The sequence below is a fragment of the Sorangium sp. So ce185 genome (genome assembly GCF_051526825.1).
Classification (GTDB): domain Bacteria; phylum Myxococcota_A; class Polyangia; order Polyangiales; family Polyangiaceae; genus Sorangium; species Sorangium cellulosum_D.
Genome location: NZ_CP150316.1, coordinates 10218568 through 10235822 on the forward strand (window position 1 = coordinate 10218568; position 17255 = coordinate 10235822).

At 69.8% G+C, this 17255-nt stretch carries 13 protein-coding genes; 6 read left to right on the forward strand and 7 right to left on the reverse strand.

Annotated elements, in window-relative coordinates:
• Positions 1-38 precede the first annotated feature (38 nt).
• From WMF26_RS37575 to WMF26_RS37585, 3 genes are all read right to left on the reverse strand, one after another.
• Complete coding sequence (locus WMF26_RS37575; protein WP_437996643.1) at positions 39-2366, reverse strand: type VI secretion system Vgr family protein; 2328 nt, start codon at positions 2364-2366, stop codon at positions 39-41.
• A 156-nt stretch (positions 2367-2522) separates the two neighbouring features.
• Positions 2523-3191 carry a hypothetical protein gene (locus WMF26_RS37580; RefSeq protein WP_437996644.1) on the reverse strand — a complete coding sequence of 223 codons (669 nt, stop codon included), beginning with the start codon at positions 3189-3191 and terminating at the stop codon, positions 2523-2525.
• Between the two features lie 7 nt (positions 3192-3198).
• Positions 3199-3999, reverse strand: coding sequence for an RHS repeat domain-containing protein (locus WMF26_RS37585; RefSeq protein ID WP_437996645.1), 801 nt, complete (start codon positions 3997-3999; stop codon positions 3199-3201).
• 714 nt (positions 4000-4713) lie between these two features.
• Here WMF26_RS37585 and WMF26_RS37590 point away from each other — a divergent pair.
• Entirely contained in the window at positions 4714-6138 is a 1425-nt protein-coding gene (locus tag WMF26_RS37590) for an IS110 family transposase (protein WP_437996646.1), read from the forward strand.
• A gap of 24 nt (positions 6139-6162) precedes the next feature.
• Here WMF26_RS37590 and WMF26_RS37595 read toward each other — a convergent pair whose 3' ends face one another.
• Positions 6163-9324 carry a DUF6531 domain-containing protein gene (locus tag WMF26_RS37595; protein ID WP_437996647.1) on the reverse strand — a complete coding sequence of 1054 codons (3162 nt, stop codon included), beginning with the start codon at positions 9322-9324 and terminating at the stop codon, positions 6163-6165.
• A 71-nt stretch (positions 9325-9395) separates the two neighbouring features.
• Positions 9396-9962 carry a hypothetical protein gene (locus WMF26_RS37600; protein ID WP_437996648.1) on the reverse strand — a complete coding sequence of 189 codons (567 nt, stop codon included), beginning with the start codon at positions 9960-9962 and terminating at the stop codon, positions 9396-9398.
• 93 nt (positions 9963-10055) lie between these two features.
• On the opposite strand from WMF26_RS37600, the gene WMF26_RS37605 reads away from it, so the two are divergent.
• Entirely contained in the window at positions 10056-11135 is a 1080-nt protein-coding gene (locus WMF26_RS37605; protein ID WP_437996649.1) for a hypothetical protein, read from the forward strand.
• A 458-nt stretch (positions 11136-11593) separates the two neighbouring features.
• On the opposite strand, the gene WMF26_RS37610 is transcribed toward WMF26_RS37605, so the two are convergent.
• Both WMF26_RS37610 and WMF26_RS37615 read right to left on the reverse strand, forming a co-directional pair.
• Complete coding sequence (locus WMF26_RS37610; RefSeq protein ID WP_437950928.1) at positions 11594-12142, reverse strand: NUDIX hydrolase; 549 nt, start codon at positions 12140-12142, stop codon at positions 11594-11596.
• Between the two features lie 12 nt (positions 12143-12154).
• On the reverse strand, positions 12155-13708 hold the full coding sequence (locus WMF26_RS37615; protein WP_437996650.1) for a DUF882 domain-containing protein: 1554 nt from the start codon (positions 13706-13708) through the stop codon (positions 12155-12157).
• Between the two features lie 817 nt (positions 13709-14525).
• Here WMF26_RS37615 and WMF26_RS37620 point away from each other — a divergent pair.
• From WMF26_RS37620 to WMF26_RS37635, 4 genes are all read left to right on the forward strand, one after another.
• The gene (locus WMF26_RS37620) at positions 14526-15275 is read left to right on the forward strand and encodes a hypothetical protein (RefSeq protein ID WP_061627097.1); all 750 of its coding nucleotides are present in this window, start codon (positions 14526-14528) and stop codon (positions 15273-15275) included.
• Positions 15272-15742, forward strand: a complete 471-nt coding sequence (locus tag WMF26_RS37625) for a hypothetical protein (protein ID WP_061627096.1) — start codon at positions 15272-15274, stop codon at positions 15740-15742. The genes WMF26_RS37620 and WMF26_RS37625 overlap by 4 nt, the downstream gene beginning before the upstream one ends.
• A 2-nt stretch (positions 15743-15744) precedes the next feature.
• Positions 15745-16194 (forward strand): D-aminoacyl-tRNA deacylase, encoded by a 450-nt coding sequence (gene dtd / locus WMF26_RS37630; protein WP_061627095.1) that lies wholly within the window; start codon positions 15745-15747, stop codon positions 16192-16194.
• Positions 16195-16263: 69 nt separating this feature from the next.
• Entirely contained in the window at positions 16264-17244 is a 981-nt protein-coding gene (locus tag WMF26_RS37635) for a ketopantoate reductase family protein (RefSeq protein ID WP_437996651.1), read from the forward strand.
• The last annotated feature ends 11 nt before the right edge of the window (positions 17245-17255 follow it).

The following is a 17255-nucleotide window of genomic DNA, read 5'->3' on the forward strand; positions in this document are numbered from 1 at the left end:
GCTGCGCCGCGAGCGTGATCGGGTCCATGGCGGCTCCCTCAGTTCACCTTCACGACGCTGCCCGTGATGTCGACCGTGCCCCCTGCGATCTTGATTGCGCCTCCGGTGATCTCGACGCCTCCCGCGGAGATCTTGATCGCGCTGCCCCCGCCCGAGAGCACGATCTCGCCCGCGGCCGTCGCCGTGATGGTCGCGCCCTGAAGTGTGACGGGCCCGGTCGCCACGGCGCTCAGCACGGTGGAGTTGATCCCTGCCACGGTGGTCGCGTTGATCGTGGTGACCGTGCTGTTGATGGTCATCATCGTCGCATTGACCGTCTCCACCGGCGTGTTCAGCGTGTGCCGCGCCGCCGCGTTCACGGTCATCGGGGAGGTCACCGACAGGTCCAAGGTCGCGCCGACCGTCTCGGTCTTCGCGGCGGTCACCGTCACTTTTTGAGGCCCGTTCACCGTGTACGTCTCCGGCCCGGTGCTCACCTCGTGCGGACCGGTCACCGTGAGCTTGCGATCCGCGGTCACGGTCATCTCCTGTCCGCTCGTGATCGTGAGGGTCTGGCGCCCACCGACCGTGATGCGTTCGTCTCCGTCCACCGATTCTTCGTTCTTGCCGCCCACGTGGGCCTTCCGGTTCGATCCCGTCTCCTCGGTCCGGTTCACCTTCACGGTCGAGGTCGAGTCGTTGGTCACCGTCTCGCTGCGGTTGTGTCCGACGTCGGTGTTCATGTCCTTGCCGGCCGAGACCTTGATTTGCTCCTTGCCTGCGGTGTCGTCGAACGACAGCTCGTTGTGCGTCTTGCCGCCGGGGCTCGACATCGACTTGAAGGTGCTCACGGTCGCCGCGCCTTTGCCGGCGGCGGGCGGCTTCTGAACGCCGTTGTAGACGCGCCCGGTGACGATGGGTCGATCCGGATCGCCGTCGATGAACTCGACGACGACCTCGGTCCCCACGCGCGGGTGGAAGACCGCGCCGCCGCCCGCCCCGGCGAAGCTCTGGCTGACGCGGACCCAGCAGCTCGCGGGCTCTCTCCGGTGCCGTTCCACCTCGGTATCCCAGTGGAACTTCAGCCGCACGCACCCGTTCTCGTTGCCCGTGGGCCCTCCGACGTGGATCTCGGCGCCGCGCGCGCTCGGCTCGTCGACGACGAGCGCCGTCTGCGAGCCGTGGATCCGCGGCTTCTGCGTGCGTCGGGCGGGCCGGAACCTCGACTCCTCCGCGCGTCCGGCGGCGCCGCGTCGGGCGCACTCCACGCGCGCCCAGAACGGCGCGCCGTCCGGGGTACCGGGGTCCCTTCGCACGCCGAAGCCGCCCGCGAGCTCCCCCTCGGCGGCGCCCCGCAGCTCGGCGCGGGTGACGAGGTACTCGCCGTCGTAGCGGTCCACCGGGTGATCCAGGGAGAAGACCGTGCCCGCGGCGAGGAGCCGGCAGGCGCCTTCGGCCGTGGCGAAGCGCGCCTCGGTCTGGAGCCGCTCGAGCAGCGCCCGCGCGATCGGCTTGCCTTGTTTGGGTGCGTCGGCGTACCGGCCGGGGTACGCTGCCACGAAGAGGTCGCCGTCGCCGGCGCTCGCCTCCGCCGCCATGTCGAGGTTCGGCTTCTCCCAGTTGTAGTCCGACAGCCTGACGCGCGTGGGACGCAGACGGCCACCGAGGCGGACGTTGTCCAGATGGCGGCCCTTGGTGTGTGGCGTGAGCGGATCGAACGGCGAGAGCTTGAAGCGGCCCTCGTCACTGTCGGACAGGACCAGCACCACGGCGCGATCCGTGTGCTCGAAATGGTAGGTGATGCCGTCGTCTTCGAGGAGGCGGGCGACGAAATCGAAGTCGCTCTCCTCGTACTGTACGCAATAGGGCCGCGCGTTGACGTCATCGAGCCGCCCCGGATCGCGGATGCGAAAGGCGAACGTCTCGCTGGGCGTCACGAACGGGTCGGCTGGTTCGGCTGCGCCTTGCGGCGGGTCTCCGGGCTGCATCCGCGGATCGCCGGTGAGGACGGCCTGGAGGATCTGGCGCGTCGTCTTGTTCAGGAAGATGCGGCTCCGGCGGCGGTGCATCGCGCGGACCAGCGGCGGCATGAGCACGACCTCGTAGGTCATGCCGAGGACCGAAGGCCCCAGCTCGACCGCCTCGACGATGAGCCCATGGACGAAGCGGAGCGGCGGCTCGGCGCCGGTCAGGATCCGCAGGGTCGCGAGCTTGCCGATGAGGTCGGCCGGGTCGACCTCATCGTCCTGCCCGCGAGCCTGGAGGGTGATCCGCGCCTGGTACGGCGCGCTCAGGGCCTCTTCGATGACGAAGCCGACGACGTGGAGGTGGTTCCACGATGCTCCGCCGCCTTGCCAATGGAATAAAAAATCACTTTGATGTAGCATCGTAGGTTTCCTTCCGGCGTGGCGCAAACGAACTTCTCAGTGTTCCGCACATGGCTCGAGCGTACCTACCGTTCATCGGACACACTTCGACATCTCACGCCCTTCGGGCTTCCACGCACACATTACAAACAAATTCAATCACCACATCAGAACCACCTACTGCAACACATACGATTCAGCAATAACATCACAAACATCAACATCCCCAACCTCAACAATGAGATGCAACAATGAATTCGGAGCGCCCGAGAGCATCAAAAAAGGAGATTGAGACATTCTATACAACCGAACGTTCACGAGCTCCTGTTTTTTGCTCGGCGGACGCAACGCAACAAGCTGGCAACCCAAAAACTTGAAGCCCGCGCACGGCAACTCCGAAATCTCGGAGCATTCGCTGCGCACAGCCACCCAAAGACTGTCCTCGCTCTGTTGAAACCCTTCTACACGTCCTTTCATTTCAACCACCAACTCTCTTTTACAGGATCCCCAAGAGACACCTAACGGAATACCAGCAGGAGCGTCGTACTCTGAATCCACACAAAAACTCGGATCAATGTCCCCTCTTTGCTGCGAGTCACGCAGCGCCGTCAGTTGTCCAGCGACATCTAGAACAGTCTGTGCCAGGTTTACGGCATACTCTTCTGCCAGATCGACGCGCAAATGCTCTCCTGTAAGCGCAAGCAGCGCCTGCCGAGCTTCGAGATCAATCCTTATTCTACCTCCTGAAGATCCCGGAGATGTTCCACTGACGATGGTACGAGACGATTTACCATCAGACGACTGGACTCCCTCCACGAACCTCGCCACAAAGATCTCTTTTGCCATTACACACCTACCCACAAACCTTTGGCTGCTCGCCGAGTTCGAGGGGACCTCCATCCTTAATCAACTTATTAAACAAATTGATACCTTTCGGCCCAGCAACCTTGGGATGAACCTGCAGCAAGTTAGCCTGCTGGGCAACATAAAGAGTTCGGTTATTCAGAGTGAAGAAGTCATCATTTATCTTTATTACGTTCAGCTCCAGACCTTCCGGCAATCTTCCCAACCGTCGAGCTTCATCGATGGCCTCTTCAAGCGTACGCTCTGCCCAAGGACCGTCGCGAAAGGTCGAGCTGATGGTTGGTTGCGTGAACCGTATGTCCCACGGATCGAGCAAACCGTAGACATCCCTCACGCTCACAGGGGAATTGACATATCGGTAGGCATTCAACGCCCAGTAACTACAAATGAGGTCCTGGCTGATATACCTCCCGCTCTCCGGGTCGTAGTACCTGAACCTGTTGTAATACAGCCCCGTCTCCGGGTCCTCATACTGCCCCGGATACCTCCACGGGCACTCCGCCCTCTTCGCAGCGAGATCCTCCCGCGGCACCCCGTACAGGTCGAGCTGCGCCTTCCACGCCGCCTGCCCCTCCTCGGTCATGAGCATCGTCGGGGTCCCGAGGTGGTCGGTGACCACGCTGTACCGCTTCCTCCCCTCGAATTTCGCCACCGGCGCGAACGCCCCAGGCTCGAAGATCCACGTCACCAGCGGTTCCAGCGTCCCGTCCGCCCTCCGGACGCGCTCGTGCACGAGGTCGTCCCCATCCCAGACGTACTCGGTGGCGCTCCCATCGAACTCTTTCCGCACCCGCCGCCCCAGCGCGTCGTACCGGTTATGAACGTGGTGTGACCGCCGCCCTGCATTCGCTCTCGATACGTCGGTGTGCAGCAGCGGCTGTGCCGGCAACGAGCGTCGCGCGAGTGGAATCGCAGCGGCTCCGGTGGTCGCGAAGACGGAAGAGCGCGAGCGCGCGGCAAGCAGGCTGCGCCGGCTGGAGGCAGCGTCTGCCGCGCGCCGGCGTCCGTCGGCCGAGGCGCGCCGGTGAGCTGAGTGATGAGCAAGCGCTCGGAGCGGCGCGCCTCGGCCGCCGGACGCCCCGATCAAGAGGTGAGGCGAGCAGGGATTGGCAGGAAGCGAGCGCGTTGCGGGACGCACGCCAGTGCCCAGCTCATGCATCAAGGAGGTTGCAAAAATTTCGTCCCATGCTGGCCTTCCTCGCACCGGGCATGGGACGGGGTGAGACGCTGTCTCCCCAGAAAGTGCGGTGCGAGGGGGTCGTTCACCCCGGGGTCGGTCGCTTTCGCATATGGGCCATGAGCCCGCTGTCGTATGTGACCGCCCCACCGGCCCACCCGGTTGAGCCTCGAGCTCGGATAGGTAGGTGCCGTACGACCCGTTTTTCCGTCGGCGTGGTGGCCAGTCGACCGCGAAGGTCAACCACCTCGCCGGGTCCTCATCGAAGGACTCGCTCGCCTGGGCACCCGGGCAGCACGACCCTCCTCGCACCGCTGGAGAGAGCGTATGGACTATGTCGGCCTGGATGTCCACAAGGATGCGGTCGAAGCGGCCGTGATCGACGAGGCAGGCAAGCTGCGCCGTCGCGTCCGCTTCCCTTGCACCCGCGAGGAGCTCGTGCGGTTCGCCAAGCGCTACCTGGGCCCGAACGCCCGTGCGGCGCTGGAGGCGACGAGCCACACCTGGAGCATCGTGGAGGTGCTCCGCCCGCTCGCGGCCGAGATCGTCGTCTCCAATCCGCTGCGCACGCGGGCGATTGCCGACGCGAAGGTCAAGACCGACAAGGTCGACGCGCTGGTGCTGGCGCAGCTGCTGCGCGCCGACTACCTGCCGCGGGTGTGGCAGCCCGATCAGGCGACGCAAGGACGGCGCCGGCTGACCAACCGTCGAGCGTCGCTCGTGGCCGACAGGACGCGGGTGAAGAATCGCATTCACGCCGTCTTGCACCAGCGTCTGATCCGCCCGATGGTCAACGAGCTGTTCGGAACGAAGGGACGCGCCTGGCTGGAGACGCTGGAGCTGGATGGCGCAGGTCGCGCCGCGCTCGACAGCGAGCTGCGGCTGCTCGGGCAGCTGGAGTCGGAGCTTTCGCGGCTCGACGAGGAGCTGGCCGTCGACGGGTACGACGAGCCGCGCGTGCGGCTCTTGATGACGCTGCCGGGCGTGGACGTGGCGGTGGCGCAAACGCTCTTGGCGGCGCTCGGAGACATCCAGCGCTTTCGCTCGCCCGACCACGCCGCGAGCTACCTCGGGCTGGTGCCCTCGACCTATCAGTCGGGCGATCCCGAACACGTCTACCACGGGCGCATCACCAAGCAGGGCAAGGGGCAGGCGCGCTGGATGCTGGTGCAAGCCGCGCAGCACGTCGGCAACCACCCAGGACCGCTCGGCAACTTCTTTCGACGGCTCGCCAAGCGCAAGAACCGCAACGTGGCTGTGGTGGCCACCGCGCGCAAGCTGGTGACCATCGCCTACCACATGCTCAAGAACAACGAGCCGTATCGCTATGCGGTGCCGCGCTCGACCGACACCAAGCTGGCCCGGATGCGCGTGAAGGCGACCGGCGAGCGGCGCCGGACCGGGCTGCCGAAGGGGCAGCCGCGCCCCAAGGCGTACGGCTCGGGCGTGCGCACCCGCACCGTGCCCGCGCTCGATACGATCTACGAGCGCGAGGGGCTGCCGCCGATCGCGCCGCTGGCCGACGGCGAGCTGCGGATGCTGCGCCAGCAGAAGGTGCTCAAGCACGTCGCGCAGACCAGCCGCCCTCAGCGGCTGCCTCGTCGCGCAGCGGCCCCCGCGCGGCCCGAAGCTGCTGGGGCGTCCGCCTCGTCTCTGCGGTCCGCCCGGCCGGCATCCGCCCGGCAAGCGCCAGCGACGACGCGACGGGCCAAGTCCACGCAGGCCCCTTCTCCCGGCCGGAGATCGACGTGAATCGTTGTCCCGAGCTTGACACGTTCATAGGTACGCGAACGTCACCGTCTTGCCGTCCGGCCGCTCGACCTCCCGCAGCCGCCCCGCCGGATCCCACCGGTACGTCCACCGGCTCCCATCCGCGAGCCGCTTCTCGCTCAGGTTCCCCGCCCCGTCATACCGATACTCGATCTCTCCGGCCCGCAGCAGCACGCCGCCGCGCCCGTAGCTCCGGTCCTTCCGGTCCGCGCTCCGGAACAGGTTGCTCACCGCGTCGCTCTGCCGATGCTGCGTCGTCCCGTCCGGAAACAGCGCCGCGATCAGGTGCCCCCGCGGATCGTGCGTGAACCGCGTCGCACCCTTCCGCGTATCGATGAGCGCCGCGATCTGCTCCGGCCCTTCCCACTGGTACCCGACACGCATCACGTCGGCCCCCGGGCTCGACCCCTTCGCCCCGGTGAGCACCTGCCGCAGCGCCGGTCTCCCGAACGCGTCGCGCTTCCACGTCGCGACCACCCCTCCCGGCAGCCGCCGCGCGAGCTCCAGCCCGAGCGGGTCGCGCTCGATCTTCATCTCCCAGTCCGGCATCTCCAGCAGCGGCAACCTCAAGCTCACGATCGCCGGCGAGAGCAGCCGCGTGCTCGGCCCCGCGCGCACGCCGGTCAGCTCCCCGGCCTTGTCCCACGTGTACTCGGCGCGGTGCCCCAGGTCGGTCTGCCGCTCGACCCGCAGGCCCGCATCGTCGTACCGGCTCTCCACCTCGTAGCTCGCCTCGCCCGCCTCGTGCCGCTCGCGAACGACCTGCCCCAGCGCGTCGCGCTCCAGCACCACATTCACGTCGCCCGACCGCGCCTCCACGAGCTCGCCCAGCGCGCTGTACGCAAACCTCTCCTCCAACGGCACCACCCCTCCCAGCGGTGCGCTCAGCGTCCTCCGCGTGATCCTCCCGAGCGCATCCCGCTCGATCTGCGTCACGCTGTAGTCCGGCCCCAGCACCCGCAGCGTCCGCCCGGCCTTGTCGTACAGGTAGCGGTGCCTGCGCCCGTCGAAGCCGATCTCCGCCTCTACCCGCCCCGCGCGATCCAGCTCGAACCGGTACTGCTCGCCGTGCTGGTTCTCCACCGCGACGAGGTCCTCTTCCTTGTCGTAGCGCAGCCGCACCGCATACCCCATCGGATCGGTGTGCTCCACGAGCCGGTTCATGCCGGCGTACCGCATCGTCACCCGTCGCCCCTGCGCGTCCACCTGCTCGACGACGTTGCCTTCCGCATTGCGCACCATCGACAGCCGCTCTCCATCCACGCGCTCCAGGTACGTGATGCGCCCCAGCTTGTCCCGCACGGCGCGGGACACGCGCCCGCCCGCATCGACGCTCTTCACGAGCCGCCCCCGCGCGTCGTGCTCGAACCGCGTCACCCGCCCTTCGCCGTCGGTCGTCTCGGCGAGGTCGTGCCGCGGCGTCCAGCGCATCCGCGCCCGCCGCCCCGCCGAGTCGTCCAGACCCACGAGCCGCCCCTGCTCATCGTGCGCGTACCACGTCACGGCCCCGGCCGGGTTGCGCGCCCACGCCGGCCTGCCCCGCGCGTCGTACGCAGCAGACCACTCTCCGCCCGCGGCATCGACGAGCCGCACGAGCTGGTCCTCCCGGTCGTACTCCATCCGCGTCTCGTTCCCGAGCGCGTCGCGGTAGAGCACGCAGTTCCCCCGCGCGTCATACGCCCATTCGCTCTTGTTCCCGAGCCCGTCGGTCTCCGACGTCTTCCGGCAGTAGCCGTCCCACGTGTACTCGGTCACGGCGCCCATCGGATCCCCCATCCGGTCGACGAGCCCGAGCGCGTTGCCCCAGTACTGCGTGATCCCGCCGCGCCCGTCCTCGACCGACGTGAAACGCCGGTGCTCGTCGTACGTGATGCGGCGATCGTAGATGCCCCCGTCCCCCCAGGTCCGGACGCACCAGCCCTCCGGGTGATACCAGCTCCACGCGAAATGAAACGAGAGCCCACCCTTGTGGGTCTCCTTCACCATCACCCCGCCGCGGTACTCGTACCGCAGCGCGTGCCCCAGCGGGTCCGTCGCTGCCGACAACCGGCCTTCAGCGTCGAAGCCGTAGCGGACGAGCGGCTCGCCCTCGAAGTACACCCCCTCCATGCGCCCTTCCCGCGTCCACCGCACCTCGAGCACGCGGCCCGCTGTGTCCACGATCTCGCGCATGAACCCGCGCTCGTACTTCAGCACGACCGCATTCCCCGACCGATCGACGAGCCTCGTCAGCACGAACCGCCGCGCGCCCGCGGGTCTCGTGAACACCACGCGCACCCCGTCCGCCCCGCGCTTCTCGTACCCAGCGTCCGTGCGCGTCAGCGTGTAGCGATCCTCGCCGTCCCAATCCGAGGCCCCCACGCGCAGCGGCGGGTGCTCCTTTGGACGCCCGTCCGCCAGCCGCAGCACGACCCCGGTCGCCGTCTCCTCCACGCTCTCCTCGAACGGATGGCTCCACCCGGGGCCGAGCGCTCCTTCCTCGGTCTGCCGGCTCCGGTAGTTGCGCTCCCACACGATCGGGATCATCCCCGGCAGCTCGAAGTCGACCGCCTCCGCGATCAGCTCCCCCGTCATCACGTCGACCGGGTGCCCTGTCAAAAAACAGATCACCTTGCTCCGGAACGACCCCTTCGTCGCTCCCGTGAGCGCGTGCAGCTTGTTCGACACCCACTTCGTCCGGATCGCCTGCGTCGCCGCCGCTGCGAAATCCACCGCCTCGGGCCCGCCGATCAGCACCGGCGCACCCATCGGCACGGCGAGGCAGACGCTCGTCGGCAGGTTGATCGGGAAGTTGCAGCTCATCACGACGGACGCCGTACGGCTCTGGCTCGACCCCTCGAAGTCCACGGTCTTCGAGCCCGTGATCAACGTACCGTCGTTGCCAGGGATATCGTTCGGCGCGAAGGACACGCCCGGCGGCGTGGGGAAGTGCGGCACCCCCTTCACCTCGGTGCCCGTGTTCCCGACGGGCATGCCGTTGACGCGCACCGCGCCCCCTCCGCCGAAGACGGCCCCGATCACCGCGCTCATGGCCGCGCCCATCGGGTCGAACACCACGCCGACGAACGGGTGCGGCAGCGGCGTCGGCACAGGGCCGCCGGGCGTCGGCACCATCACCATGTGAATATCGATGCCGAGGACGGGATCACCCCACTTCGCCGCGATCATGCGAGAACCTCCACGGCTGCTCTCTGAAGCCAGAGGCCGCCCGGTAACGCCAAGACACTACCGTCCTGGAGCTACGGAGCGCGTCGGAACGGCACCATGGCGGCTGGCAGCAACGTCGCCCCGGAGAGGGGTAGCGTCTCCTCTTCGGGGAGCGGCCTGGCGCTCGCAGGAAGCAGCTGCGTGGCGCAAGGATCTGCCATGTCGCCGGCCTGCGGCGCGTAAGCGCCGGCGGCCGGCTCCTCCAACGCACCGGGCCGCTGCGCCTCCCCAGCTGCCTTGAAGGGGAGCGCCTCCTTCGGCGCGAACGTCGAAGCGTGAAGCAGAGCAGTCGATGTCGCCTCGGACTCCCCCTCAGGCTCCTCTCCCAGCGCATCATCCAGCGCGGTCGCGCGGCACGGATCGCTCGATCCCAATTGCCCCCATGCGACACGATAAGCTCCCTCGAACACGCGCAAGCTCGAGGGCTCACCGCGCTCCACGTCATCCGCCAGAGACGCGAGCCATCCCTCCTCGACCTCGTTCCAGCGGCCTGCGTCGAGCCCGAAGTCCGCCAGCACCTCGCGCTTCGGCTGACCCGCGTCGAGCCGGGCTCGCACACGCGCGAACTCCTCCAGCGAGACACCCCGATCCCTCGCCATCCCCCAACCTCCTGCTCGCGCGCCGACAGATCCCCCGCCGCCCCACCGGCAGCACATTACAGGAGTCAAGTCGAGCCTTCCTCATCCTACAGAATGAAGGCGCGTCCCGTCAAGGCCGACGTGAGGACCCTCACCCCCGCTCCGGTGGGATGCGCCAGCGAGCGAGCACGATTCGGCCGGCTGCGAGCGGTTGTGTCCCGTCGGAGAGCGCAATTACCCTCACCGCCACCGGAGGATCATCTCATGGCCAAACCCAAGTCCCCGAAAAAGGCATCCACCCAATCGACACCAGCCGGCTCATCCGAGGATGCGCCGCCGCCGCTCGTCCTCACTGCGGCGGAGCAGGACCTGCTCGAGCGCTCCCTCAAGCTGCTGGTCAACATCCAGACAACCCCCTTCAGCGCGCGCGCCCGGCGCGAGGGCTATACCGCGGACGAGCATCGCGAAGGCTGGCGGCGCCTCCGGCTCGCCTCGGGCGAGGCGAAGCCGCTCGAGCACCTCTTCGCCGAGGTCGCGAGCGGCGGGGCCGTGGAAGGTGCGGAGCGGCTCCGGCTGCTCCAGGACGTCGACACCTTCGAGAATACCTGGTTCCCGCGCACCCGGGCCGTCATACGCCGCGTCGTCCCCCGCGCCCGCCGCGAGGCCTTCGAGGCCGCCTTCTTCAAGAACCTCGAGCAGCAGCCCCTCGGGCCGGCCGTCATCGTGTCGGTTCGCGCCTTCCTCACCCGCCTCGACGGCCTCTCGCAGAGCGACGACGCCGACGCGAAGGAGGTCCGCAAGACGCTCGTGAAGCGCGGCCTGACCGATGAGAAGCTGAAGGAGGTCCGCGGCATGCTCGGCAGGCTCGAGGTCGGCGGGGGGTCGCCGCCCGAGCGCAAGGTGTCCGCCGCCGAGCTCGCGAAGGCCCATCAGGAGCAGCGCGAAGGACTCGACGATCTCCGCGATTGGTTCAACGACTGGGCCACGACCTTCCGGCAGGTGTTCAACGTCAAGGCCCAGATCAAGCTCGGCCTCACCACGGCCAAACGCGCTTCGAACGGCAGGACGGAGGCAGTCGAGGAGGAAGACGACGGCGAGGAGACCGACGACGAGGACGTCGGCGACGATGCGGAGGACGGCGCCGACGAGGTGGACAGCGACGAGGAAGATTCGGAGCTCGACGAGGAGGAGTAGGCGATTGCAGAATCCGGTCCGCTGAACGGCGCCTTCGGTCGAGCGAACGAAGACTTCGCTCTCCCGAACCTCGGGCGCGGGTCTCGCGAACGGAAAGCGGGGTCTCGAGGTCCGCCGAGGGGGGTCTCGCGAACGGAAAGCGGGGTCTCGAGGTCCGCCGAGGGGGGTCTCGAGAACGAAATCGTGGCTCTCGAGAACGAGATCCTGGGTCTCGAGAACCGCGCGCGGGGTCTGGAGATGTGCCCCGACCGCGCCGCGCGACCTCGAGACCTCCGATCCCGTGGACCGGAGCCATGATTCTGCAGCCGCGACGCGAAATCTCGCTCCAGCGACCCGAGATCTCGCTCCGAAGAGCGCCGATCCCGTTCCGCCTCCTCGAAAGCTCGGTCTCTCGACCTCGGGAGCGGTCCTCACCGCCGCCTGGGCGGCCTGGGCCGACCACTTTACGGGCGCCGCGGTCAGCGCGGGGACGGGGCCGCGACGGCGAGCGCCCGCAGCAGGGTGACCACCGCGATCACGTGGCTGATCCGGCCGTCCTGCATCGCCGCCGTCACCTCGTCGGCGCTCATCACGACCGGCTCGGTGCTCTCGTGCTCGTCGCCCTCGGGCTCGCCGACCCGGCGCGCACCGCGCGCCAGGTAGAGAGAGCAGCGATTCGCCTGGAGCGCCGGATTCGGGTGCACCCACCCGAGCGACTCGATCGACGCCGCGGCATATCCTGTCTCTTCGAGCAGCTCGCGCAGCGCCGCGGCGGCCGGCTCCTCCCCGGGATCGACGATGCCGCCCGCCGTCTCGATGGTCACCGCGTCGACCCCGTACCGGAACTGCCGCACCAGGACGAACTCCCCTGCATCGGTGACTGCGGCCACCGAGATCCAGTCGGCGAGCTCGATCGTGAAGACAGGATAAGGCGCGCCTTCGGCCACGACCTCATGACGATGTACCGCCAGCGGACCGAACGTACCGGCGACCGCCGAGGCGTGCCGGCGAGGGATGGTGATGCCCATCGCGCCTCCCTACTACAGCGCGCCGCCGGCTGACTTCTCCGGCGCGCCGCCGGCTGACTTCTCCGGCGCGCCGCCGGCTGACTTCTCCGGCGCGCCGCCGGCTGACTTCTCCGGAACAGCGCGCGCCGTCTTTTCCGGCGCGGCGCTCGTCGACTTTTCCGCCGTCTTCTCCGGTCCAGCAGCGCCCGCCGCCTTCTCCGACGCGCCACCCGCCGCCTTCTCCGGCCCAGCAGCGCCCGCCGCCTTCTCCGACGCGCCGCCCGCCGCCTTCTCCGACACCGCGCTCGCCGCCTTCTCCGCCGCGCCCCCCGCCTTCTCCGCCGCGCCCCCCGCCTTCTCCAGCACCGCGCTCGCCACCGCCGCCGGCGCCGCGCTCGCCGCCTTCTCCGCCACCGGCGCCGGCTTCTCGCGGCGCTCCCGCCGGAGCACCTCCTCAGCGTCGTCGCTGGACACCGCCTCCGTCGCCGACCGCGCCTCGTCCTGCGGCGGCGGCCACGCGGCGACGTAGCGCGGCACCTCGCCGGGCCCGGACGCGTCGATCCAGGACACGGTCCCCGTCCCCGGCGCGCGCACGTCGACGTGCACGAACGAGCTGTTCGGATAATACCCGCAGCCCGTGTCCGCGAGCGCGCGGCACGCCGCCGCGAGCTCGTCGTTGCGCACCCCCGCGATGCGCAGATCGAGCGCCCGCCCCGTCTGGTGCAGGCTGCCCTGGCTCTGCGGCCGGTACCCGCTCACGAGCGACACGAGCCGGCCCGGATACCGCCGCGCGAGCGCGTCGATGCGCGTCAGCAGCCCGGGATCGAGCAGCCGCACGCCAGGCGCGACCTCCGCGGCCTGCACCGCGCTCGCCCGGCTCGCCTTGCCGGAAGCGGCTCCCCGCTTGTCGCCCGCCGGCCGCCGCTTGCTGCCCGCCGCGTCCGCCTTCGGCGCAGCCGCGCGCTCGCCGTCCAGGATGGGCCGCGGCGTGCCCCACGGGCGCGCGAGCAAGGAGAGCGCGCGCCGCGCCTCCTCGCGCGGCTTGCCCTTGCAGTCGACGAGCTCGAGGCGCTCCGGCTCGATCCCGCTCCGATCCATCGAGAGCACCGGCCCATGGCACGGCTTCGGAGGCGCCTCCCTGTCGAGCCCCTTCTTCGCCCCGCGCCGCTTGCTCTCGACCGTCCGCGCCGCCCGCCGCTTCTCCTTCTTCTTGCCCCCGGCCACCTTGGCCGCGCCCCCCTGCTTCGCGCCCGCGCCCTCGGCCGCCTGCGACGCCTGCGCGCGGCCGCGAGCCTTCCGACCGCTGGCGCCGCTCGCCGCCTCGTCACCGGTCGCGCCGATCGCCGCAGACGCCGTCTTCCCGCGGCCACGGCGCGGCTTCTCCCGCGCCTCCGTCCGCGGCCCGCGCTCCGCGCCCGGCGGAGACGCGGAAGGGCCCGGCGCACGATCGCCACGATCCCCGCGACGGTCCCGCTTGCCAGCCTTCTCCTCGGCCTTCGCGGCAGCGTGCGCCCTGGGCAGCACCTCCCCGCGCGCAGGCCCCGCCAGGAGGGCCGGCACCGCCATGCTCACCAGCGCCGCCAGCACGGCAGCGCGAGCACGATGGGGGCGCGGTCGCGGCTCCGCGCTGCGCACAGCCCCCCCTGCGTCCCGCGGCGCCGCGCCTGCACTGCTCACGGATCGAAGGCTGATCATGGAAAGCTCCAGTCGGGTCGGGTGCGGGTGGCATCCACCACGGATCGGATCTCCCGGACACGGCGTCCCCGCCCGTCCGCAGGATGTGGGATTGGAAAGGCCGTCGGCGGTCCGCTTCTTGAATCGACCTGGAACGAGGTCATCCGCGTCGAAACTGCGTCTCCGAGACGCCCCTCGTGGAAGCTCGGAAGCTCGGAAGGAGCCTCGGAAGCTCGAGAGCTCGGAAGCTGCGAAGGTCGGAACCTCCGAAGACCGGAACCTCCGAAGCCTCCGAAGACCGAGCGCTCCGAGGACACGAATGTCATGAAGTGCGGAGGGCAGCCCAATTTTCTGCGGCGCTGACCAAAGGCTGTGGTAGGAACCAGCTGCCTCGCGGCTGCGGTCGGGTCGTGAGCGCGGTTCCGGGGTGCATGGGGGCACAGCCCCTCACCACGCGGTACCGCGGCTGGGTATCGCCCGGCGCGCTACGCACTGCGGCGGGACCCTGCCTTCACGATCGGCGCGACCAGCGCGATCAGCCCGGAGGCAGGCATCGCGCTCCAGGTGCAACATCGTCCGGGCCATCGCGGATCGCGGGGGAAGCGCCCGGCCAACCACGCACCAGCCTCATTCACCACACCATCGATGCAAGCGGGGCGCCACACGCGGGATGCGGAAGCCGAACCCGGTGGCGCGTCCATGATCGCTCCGAGGTCAGCAGGGGCACGACATGCGGCGAATTCGTAGAGACGCAACCAAGGTCTGGCACAATCCCGAGCTCCACACCGCCTATGGCCGTGGCCAGCCCAACAGCGCGGGGCTGCCGCGCCCAACACAGACCGGCGAGGACCGGCGGGCGGCGAAGCAACACCGCGCCGCGCTCGAGGCGCTCTTCTCCCCGCGCAAGGAGCCCGAAGCCGAGGATGGCAAGGGCGGGCGCGCCAAGTCCGGGCGCGACGCCGCCTCCAAGGCGCCGGGGCGCATCGTCCTCGCGCCGCCTCCGCAGAGCGACCCGAAGGCCGTCGAGCGCCAGCGGCTCCTGTCGAAGCTGCTCTGCGCGTCGGGCCGGCCCAACATCTCCAAGGCCGCGAACGAGTTCCTCCGCGCCGGCCACACCTTCCCCGCAGAGCAGGACGTGTACCTCCAGCTGCTCGAGCACAGCGACGAGCAGCGCATCCAGGAGGCGATCGACGAGCTCTCGGGCATCCTCGTCGCCGAGCTGCCGAAGCGCCGCGCCGTGCTCGAGTCGCGGCTCCGGCGCATCGAGGAGTTCGCGGAGGAGCCCGCGACGCGCGAGGCCGCCGAGCGCCTGCGCCGCCAGGTGAGCGGCAGGCCCGAGGCCCCGGGCGCCCCCTCGGCCGAGCCGGGCTCCCACGCGCGGCCGTCGAGCCGCGAGGCCGCCCTGCCGCACGCGGCGGCGGACGGCGCCGCCCAGCGCGGCGACGGCGGCATCTCCGAAGCGAGCGTCGAGGCGGAATGACGCGCGCGGAATTCGAGGCCGAGCTCCGCAAGCTGATCCAGGCGTTCGAGACGGGTACGGGCAACGAGCGGTGCGTCGCGTGCGTCGCGTGCGAGCGCTGCGTCGACTGCACGTTCTGCCGCAACTCGAAGGCGCTCCAGCGGTGCCACTACTGCGTCGACTCGCAGCGCTGCTCGGACAGCACGCACTGCCGCGGCTGCCGCGATCTCATCGCGTGCAGCCACTGCGTCGCGTCCGAGCGGTGCACGCAGTCGTCGTACCTCGTGAAATCGGTCGACTGCACCGGCTGCACCTACTGCTTCGGCTGCGTGGGCCTCGTGCGCAAGGACTTCCACATCCTGAACCAGCCGTACGATCGCAGCTCCTACTTCAAGCTCACGGCGAAGCTGATGCGCGAGCTCGGGCTGAGCACGGGCAGCGGGGCCGAGCCCGCCCCGGCGCCCGCGGCGCGCGCCGCGCAGCGCTAGCGATGCGGGCGGTCGTGCAGCGCGCGCTCGCCGCGCGGGTCGAGGTCGACGGCCAGGTGGTCGGCGCGATCGAGCGCGGCCTCGTGGCCTTCGTCGGCGCCGCGAAGGACGACGACGAGGCCGACGCCGACCACGTGGCGAACAAGGTCGCGGGGCTCCGGGTGTTCAGCGACGAGGCCGGCAAGATGTCGCGCGCGCTCGCGGACGCGCGCGGCGGCGTGCTCGCGATCAGCCAGTTCACGCTCTTCGGCGACGTCCGGCGCGGCCTCAGGCCGAGCTTCGACGGCGCCATGGAGCCCGCGCGCGCCGAGGCGCTGTACGAGCGCTTCGTCGCCGCCCTGCGGGCGCGCGGCCTCGAGGTGGCCACGGGCCGCTTCCGCGCCGACATGCGCGTGTTCGTCGAGAACGACGGGCCGGTCACCATCCTCATCGATTCGAAGCGGACGTTCTGACGCCGTCCGCCGCTCCCGAGCGGCCGACGCCCCTTCCCTCCCGGCGTCGCGCGGGCTACGTGGGGCGTCATGCGGATCAGCATCGTGGGCGCGGGGGCGCTCGGGCGGGTCTACGGCGTGCGCCTCGCGGCCCAGGGGGACGACGTCACGTTCGTGGTCCGGCCCGAGCGCGCCGCAGACGCGCGGCCGTTCGTCATCGAGCAGGTGAACAGCGCCGATCGCCGCGACACGCTCGAGCGCCCGCGGCTCGCGGCCGACATCCCGGCCGACGCGGAGGTCGTGATCGTCACGGTGCGCTTCGATCAGCTCGCCCCCGGCGGCGCGGCGCCGCGCCCCGCGGAGGGCAGGACGGTCGCGGACCTCCTGCTCCGCGGACCTTCGGTCCCCGTCGTCGTGCTCACGCCGCTCCTGCCGCCGCAGCGCGCGAGCCTCGAGGAGGCCGCCCGGCGCCGCATCACCCCCGCGATGCCGAGCATCTCGGGCTACCTCGATGAGCGCGACGTCGTCCGCTACTGGATCGTCGGGTTCGCGTCGACGCTCATCGACGACGAGGGAGGCGCCCCCGCGGAGCGGCCGCTGCTCGAGGAGCTCGCGCGCCGCCTCACGAGCGCGGATCTCCCGGCCCGGCTCGATCCGGACGTGGGCGCGCAGAACGCCGCCACCACGACCGCGTTCTTCCCGCTGATCGCCGCCATCGACGCGGGCGGCGGCACGAGCGCCCTCCTCGAGAACGAGGGCGTGCTCGGCACCGCGCTCCAGGCCACGCGGGAGTGCATGGCGCTCGCGGACCGCGTCGGCACGGTCGCCCCCTGGACGAAGCTGCTGACCAAGGCCATCGGACCGTTCACGCTGAAACCAGGCGTCGCGCTCGCGCGCCTCGTGGCCCCGGAGGCGCTGCGGTTCCTCGACGCCCACTTCGGCCCGAAGCTCCACGCGCAGCACCTCGCGATGGGCGCCGCCGTGCTCGCGATGGGGCGCGAGCACGGCGTGAGCCTGCCGGCGCTCGAACGGCTGATGGCCCTGATCGAGGGCCGCACCGGCGCGCGCTGATCCGCGCAAGG

Bases quoted from the DNA above. Each gene is read 5' to 3' on its own strand.
- WMF26_RS37575 (WP_437996643.1), bottom strand. From the start codon at position 2,366: ATGCTACATCAAAGTGATTTTTTATTCCATTGGCAAGGCGGCGGAGCA.
- WMF26_RS37580 (WP_437996644.1), bottom strand. From the start codon at position 3,191: ATGGCAAAAGAGATCTTTGTGGCGAGGTTCGTGGAGGGAGTCCAGTCG.
- WMF26_RS37590 (WP_437996646.1), top strand. From the start codon at position 4,714: ATGGACTATGTCGGCCTGGATGTCCACAAGGATGCGGTCGAAGCGGCC.
- WMF26_RS37595 (WP_437996647.1), bottom strand. From the start codon at position 9,324: ATGATCGCGGCGAAGTGGGGTGATCCCGTCCTCGGCATCGATATTCAC.
- WMF26_RS37600 (WP_437996648.1), bottom strand. From the start codon at position 9,962: ATGGCGAGGGATCGGGGTGTCTCGCTGGAGGAGTTCGCGCGTGTGCGA.
- WMF26_RS37605 (WP_437996649.1), top strand. From the start codon at position 10,056: ATGAAGGCGCGTCCCGTCAAGGCCGACGTGAGGACCCTCACCCCCGCT.
- WMF26_RS37610 (WP_437950928.1), bottom strand. From the start codon at position 12,142: ATGGGCATCACCATCCCTCGCCGGCACGCCTCGGCGGTCGCCGGTACG.
- WMF26_RS37620 (WP_061627097.1), top strand. From the start codon at position 14,526: ATGCGGCGAATTCGTAGAGACGCAACCAAGGTCTGGCACAATCCCGAG.
- WMF26_RS37625 (WP_061627096.1), top strand. From the start codon at position 15,272: ATGACGCGCGCGGAATTCGAGGCCGAGCTCCGCAAGCTGATCCAGGCG.
- dtd (WP_061627095.1), top strand. From the start codon at position 15,745: ATGCGGGCGGTCGTGCAGCGCGCGCTCGCCGCGCGGGTCGAGGTCGAC.
- WMF26_RS37635 (WP_437996651.1), top strand. From the start codon at position 16,264: ATGCGGATCAGCATCGTGGGCGCGGGGGCGCTCGGGCGGGTCTACGGC.